7 protein-coding genes are annotated in these 5,976 nt (G+C 61.4%); all 7 read left to right on the top strand.

What is annotated here, in order from left to right; genetic code table 11:
- Positions 1–963, top strand: a 963-nt coding sequence (gene fliK, locus AC3AYF_RS17320; RefSeq protein WP_487780080.1) for a flagellar hook-length control protein FliK, incomplete at its 5' end; no start/stop codon positions are given.
- Complete coding sequence (locus AC3AYF_RS17315; protein ID WP_295040550.1) at positions 960–1,247, top strand: EscU/YscU/HrcU family type III secretion system export apparatus switch protein; 288 nt, start codon at positions 960–962, stop codon at positions 1,245–1,247. The genes fliK and AC3AYF_RS17315, both read left to right, overlap by 4 nt.
- A 325-nt stretch (positions 1,248–1,572) precedes the next feature.
- Positions 1,573–1,905, top strand: coding sequence for a flagellar transcriptional regulator FlhD (gene flhD / locus AC3AYF_RS17310; protein WP_295040548.1), 333 nt, complete (start codon positions 1,573–1,575; stop codon positions 1,903–1,905).
- A gap of 3 nt (positions 1,906–1,908) precedes the next feature.
- Entirely contained in the window at positions 1,909–2,499 is a 591-nt protein-coding gene (flhC, locus tag AC3AYF_RS17305; protein ID WP_295040546.1) for a flagellar transcriptional regulator FlhC, read from the top strand.
- 188 nt (positions 2,500–2,687) lie between these two features.
- Positions 2,688–3,575: a flagellar motor stator protein MotA gene (gene motA / locus AC3AYF_RS17300; RefSeq protein ID WP_295040544.1), complete on the top strand. Its 888-nt coding sequence runs from the start codon at positions 2,688–2,690 to the stop codon at positions 3,573–3,575.
- Complete coding sequence (gene motB / locus AC3AYF_RS17295) at positions 3,572–4,489, top strand: flagellar motor protein MotB (RefSeq protein WP_487780079.1); 918 nt, start codon at positions 3,572–3,574, stop codon at positions 4,487–4,489. The genes motA and motB overlap by 4 nt, the downstream gene beginning before the upstream one ends.
- A gap of 48 nt (positions 4,490–4,537) precedes the next feature.
- A partial coding sequence (locus AC3AYF_RS17290) for an Hpt domain-containing protein (RefSeq protein ID WP_487780078.1) occupies positions 4,538–5,976 on the top strand: 1,439 nt, incomplete at its 3' end.

The following is a 5,976-nucleotide window of genomic DNA, read 5'->3' as shown; positions in this document are numbered from 1 at the left end:
AGCGGCAGGAGCGATGCATCATCGACACAACTGCACTTGAGCCATGCCGCGACCGAGAGCGGGGATATCCTGGCGCGGTTTCCCGCGACCCAGACCCCATCGATCAGGCCGCTCCTCTCGCTACTGCCCCAGTCTGGCGATAGTCCCCACGTGTTGGCGGCGGCTCTCTCGCAGAGCGTCAGGGAGAGCGGCGTCTTCTACGAATCGCACCTGTTGCGCTGGATGTCCGGCCAGTATCCTCGTGCCGCGCTGATGCGGGAGCCCCAGGCCTGGCTGAGCCTGACGTTTCGTCCTGTTCTCAACGCGTCGTCGTTCTCCATGGGAAGCTTCCACGACCGGAGCCTGCTCCCCCAGGGGCCGGGTCGGAGTGTCTCGCCCCGTGCGTCGATGGCACCGAACGCCGGTGTCGCGGCAACTGCCGATACGGTGGCCGGTCGGACGAGCACCGAGCGGCTTCCCACTTCCACGCATGAGGTGGCGAGGCTGACGGGAGCCCGTGCTGACGAGCCTGGCCCATCGTCGATGACCCGGGCCCATCAGTTATCCCAGGCGCCTTCCGACACGCTGCAATCGCTGGTTCGACAGCAATTGGAGGTGATCGTGGCGCCCAATCTCCGTTGGGATGGTCAGCTCTGGCCGGGTGTCCCCATGACGATGGTCCTGAGCGAAATGCCGCGCAATGACGCTCAAGACGATAGCCCCGAGGAGTCGCCGAACCGCCGGGAGCGGGAGGAGGGGGATGGCGGCGCCAGTGACTGGCGTGCCGAAGTTCAGGTCCACCTACCCACTCTGGGGATTATCGATATCGTCTTCCGCACGCGCCGCGATGCCGCTCTGCACGTCGAGATCAAGCCCATCGAGGCATCGGCTCGGGACTCCATCCAGGTCGGGCTTTCATCATTTCGCGAGCGATTGTCATCGTTGGGAATAGAGGTGGATCTGGCATTGGGAAGCAGGGCATGAGCGATAACGAGGCAGGCGACGCCCGGCGCCGTGCGGTGGCCCTGGCGTACAGCGGCGAGCATGCGGATGCACCCCGTGTCGTCGCCAAGGGCTACGGGAATGTTGCGGAGCGTGTCATCGAACTCGCCAACCAGGAAGGGATATTCGTCCACGACTCCCCGGAGTTGGTCGCGTTGTTGATGCAGGTCGATCTGGATGCACGCATCCCGGAGTCCCTCTACCAGGTCATCGCGGAGTTGTTGGTGTGGATCGGACAGATCGATCGTTCACTCGAAAAGGGGTAGGAAACTAACGTTTATTCGTTGTCCTTATGTTCAACGATATGCCCTTTTGAGGTTACACCGGACTGCGTTCCAGATAAATTTCGCGCCCCGCCACCGAGCCCAGGCCGTCAGATATTGATAACTAGATCAATTATTTAAAAGCGTCTCCCCGCCGCGACACGTAGACGGAGTGTTACTCATCTATATATTTGGTAACAAAACTTGCCTTTTTTCATCAAAAAGTCGCAAACTAGGTCCATCATAAAGAGCTGATGTAGAACACCAGCAGGCAGTTGGAGCATCTGATCAACAGATGCCGATAAAACCATACGCAGGGAACCTAGCAATGCACTCCAATAGTCTTCTCGACGACATTCAGGACCTTAACCTCTCCTACCTCCTCCTGGTTCAGCGTCTGCTGAACGAGGATCGGGAGTCGGCGATGTTTCGGCTCGATCTCAATGCCGACATGGCCGACACCATCGCGCGCTTGTCGATCAAGCAGTTGACGCAGCTGTCTCGCACCAACCAATTGCTGTGCAATTTGCGTTTCACCGACGCCAGCAAGTTGAATCTGCTGATACACAATCCGAGGGCTCAGGGGCTCGAGCAGACCCACGCCTCCCTGCTGATGGCCGGCGCGGGTCGCGCTCGGCCTGCCGTGCAGCAGGGGAGCTGAGTCATGGCGGATAAAAGTCTCGTCGCGGAAATGCTTCAGGTGCAACTGGCAATCGAGCTGATCGAGCTGGGTGCGCGTCTGCAGGTGCTGGAAACGGAAACGGACCTGAGCCGAGGCCGGCTGATCAAGCTCTACAAGGAGGTCAAGGGGATGTCGCCGCCGAAAGGCATGCTGCCTTTTTCGGCCGACTGGTTCATCACCTGGCTTCCGAACATTCATTCCTCGCTTTTCTACAATATCTATCGTCGTCTCAATGACGAATTGGGTTGCGGGCGGATGACCGCCTTCGTCAAGGCTTACCGTCTCTACCTCGAGCAAGTGGCTCTGGACGGGGTGGAAGCGACGCTGGGGCTGACGCGTGCCTGGACGCTGGTCCGGTTTTTCGAAAGCGATCTCCTGCAGCTTTCCCGGTGTAAAGGTTGCCAGGGCGATTTCGTGGCACACGCCCACAGTCCCGCCCACGATTACGTCTGTGGCATCTGCCAGCCGCCGTCTCGCGCGGGGAAGACGCGCAAGGCCAAGCGGGTGACCAAGCCGTTGGAGCACACCTTCGCTCCCGTCGATATGCCGTTGGCGAAACACCTGGCCGTCTAGCTGCAACGCCTTCACGAAGCGGGCCCCATGGGGCCCGCTTTTTCATGCCTGGTGTAAAGTGACCGCGAACCATTCGCTGTGCGCTGTCGACGAATTACGCTTTTCTGATATTTCTACCCTCAAGCCCATCGGGTCCGCTGCCGATACAGTCATCAGGTTCGCCATGTACTGTATACGGGAGTATTTCCGTGCTGATCTTATTCGGCTACATCATCGTTTTGGGTAGCGTGTTCGGTGGCTACGTCGCGATCGGCGGGCACCTCGGCGCTCTCGTCCAGCCCGCCGAGTTCGTCATGATCATTGGGGCCGCACTCGGCGCCTTCGTGTGCGCCAACAACGGCAAGGCGATCAAGGCGACTCTGCGCTCGTTCTCGAAGCTCAAGCGCACCAAGCGTTACAACAAGATGATGTACATGGAGCTGATGGCGCTCCAGTACCGACTCCTGACCAAGGCGCGCCGGGACGGCATGCTGGCGATCGAGCGCGATATCGACTCGCCGCAGGATAGCGCCATCTTCGCGGACTACCCGAAAATCCTCTCGGATCCGATGATCATGGCGTTCCTGACCGATTACCTGCGTCTGATGGTGAGCGGCAACATGGACCCATTCGAGATCGATGCGTTGATGGAGCACGAGATCGAGACGTTCCAGCATGAAGCGGAAATGCCCGCGCACTCGCTATCGGCCGTCGGCGACGGGCTTCCGGCCTTCGGGATCGTGGCGGCCGTCATGGGGGTCGTCCACGCCCTGGGATCGGCGGACCAGGGGGCCGGGGTAATGGGGCAGATGATCGCGCAGGCGCTGGTCGGAACCTTCGCCGGTATCCTGCTGGCATACGGCTTCGTCACCCCCGTGGCGCACCACATCAACCTCCAGGTCGGCGAAGCGACCAAGATGTTGCAGTGTATCCGCGTCACGCTGATGGCAAGCCTCAATGGCCTGGCACCGCAGCTGGCCGTGGAATTCGGCCGGAAGGCGCTGTTCACCGCGGTCAGACCTTCCTTCAGTGAGCTCGAGGAGCACGTTCGCTCCAGCGGTCAGACACTGCGCAGTACGGGGACGGATGGCTCATGAGCGGTAGCGGTGAGCGGCGCCCGCTGGTCATCAAGCGCAAGCGGGTCCAGGCGGCAGCGCACCACGGTGGATCCTGGAAGATTGCCTATGCCGATTTCATGACGGCGTTGATGGCCCTGTTCCTGGTGCTCTGGATTCTCTCCACGGCCAGCCCGAGCCAGCTTGAGCACATTGCCGAGTACTTCCGCACGCCTCTCGCCGTGGCACTGACTGGTGGCGACAAGACCACGGCCAGTACCAGCGCCATCCCCGGCGGCGGTGACAACCCGACCAAGACTGACGGTGAAGTGCGGCGGATGAACGTGCGTGAACAGACGCGCTCGAGCGACGAGCAGCGCAATCTCCGCTATCTGCGCGATCGTCTCCAGAGCGTGATCCAGAGCGATCCGCAGCTCAAGGAGCTGCGGTCACAATTGCGCATGGACTTCTCGCCAGAGGGGCTGCGGGTCCAGATCGTGGATAGCGACAAACGACCGATGTTCGAGCTTGGCAGCGACCGGCTGGAACCCTACATGCAGAAGATTCTGCGCCGTATCGCGCCAGTGCTCAACGAGATGCCCAACCCTATCAGCATCAGTGGTCACACCGACGATCTTCCCTATGCCGGTGGCGAAAAGGGGTACAGCAACTGGGAACTCTCCGCCGATCGCGCCAATGCCTCCAGAAGAGAGCTGATCGCGGCAGGTCTCTCTCCCGACAAGCTGCTGAGGGTCGCAGGCATGGGATCTCGCATCACGTTGCCCAACACGCTTCCCAGCGACGACGTCAATCGCCGTATCAGCATAGTGGTACTGGACAATCGCGCGGCCCAGGCCATCGAGCAGCAGGAGCGAGCGCCTTTTCCTGAGGAGGCTCCGGCGCCGGTCGCCAGCGGCACCGTAGCGGTGGTGGGAGGCCAGGGTTCATCGACTTGATGCAGACGCGTTCACGCCCTCTATGTAGGGCTTCTATGGCAGGTGCTCATGGACATTTCTGATTTTTACGACACGTTCTTTGAAGAAGCCGAAGAGCTGCTGGCGGATATGGAACGCCTGCTGCTGGATCTCGATGTCGACGATCCGGACGGCGAAGATCTCAACGCGATCTTCCGCGCCGCCCACTCCATCAAGGGGGGGGCGGGTACCTTCGGCTTCACCGTCCTGCAGGAGACGACCCACCTGCTGGAGAATCTGCTGGATCATACCCGGCGTGGCGAACTCAAACTGCGGCGCGATATCGTCGACACGTTTCTGGAAACCAAAGATATGTTGCATGACCAACTGGATGCCTATCGCAATGGTGGCGAGCCCGATGCGGAGGCGTTCGAGCGCATCTCCCGCGTATTGCAGCAGATGGCGCTCGATGAGTTGGGGCAGGGCGAGGCGGTAAAGACGGCGACCAAACCGGAGCCGGCACCTGCGGCAACTGCGCCGGAGACCGGCGATTCGGCCCAGGCCGGGGCCGGGGCCGGGGCCGAGCGTAACGAGGAGGGGGCGTCCGCCCCGCGGCGGTTGGCGATCACGCTGACCGGCGTCAGCGACAAGGATCGGGAACTGCTGGTCGAGGAACTCCAGCACTTCGGGACGATCAGTTCGCAGTCCGGTGATGTCGCCCGGTATCGGGTTCTGCTCGATAGCAGCGAATCCCAGGACGATATCGAGGCCGTTCTCTGTTTCATCATCGAGCCGGAGCAGTTGTCGATCGAGGTGGAGGCCACGGCGGCGGGCGACGGCTCCGTTGCGCCACCCGCGGTGCCGACGGCTCCCGCGGCGACTGCGGTGGAAGAGAAGGCTTCCCCGGCGGTCGAAGCCTCCCCCGAGGTGGACAAGGATGGACCGAAGAGTGGCGCCGCGTCGTCGCGCTCATCCGGCAAGTCCAGCGGCAAAAATGCCAAGGGTAGCGAGTCCAGCACCATCCGAGTGCCGGTCGACAAGGTGGACCAGATCATCAATCTGGTCGGCGAGCTGATCATCACCCAGTCGATGCTGGAGCAGACGGCCAGCGACCTGGATATCGTGTCCCACGGGCCGCTGGTCAATGGCATGAATCTCCTGCAGCGCAATGCCCGCGATCTGCAGGAGTCGGTGATGTCGATTCGCATGATGCCCATGGATTACGTCTTCAGCCGTTTTCCCCGCCTCGTGCGAGACCTCGCGGCCAAGCTGGGCAAGGATGTCGAACTGGTGACCGAGGGCAAGTCCACCGAACTCGACAAGAGCCTGATCGAGCGCATCATCGACCCCTTGACCCACCTGGTGAGGAACAGCCTGGATCACGGCCTGGAGTCACCGGACAAGCGTGAAGCGGCCGGCAAGTCGCCGACCGGGTGGCTGACCCTGTCGGCCCAGCATCAGGGTGGCAACATCCTGATCGAGGTGATCGACGATGGCGCAGGTCTCAACCGCGAGAGAATCCTGGCCAA

The sequence above is a fragment of the Salinicola sp. genome (genome assembly GCF_982684285.1).
This window is presented reverse-complemented; position numbering and strand designations above follow the sequence as displayed.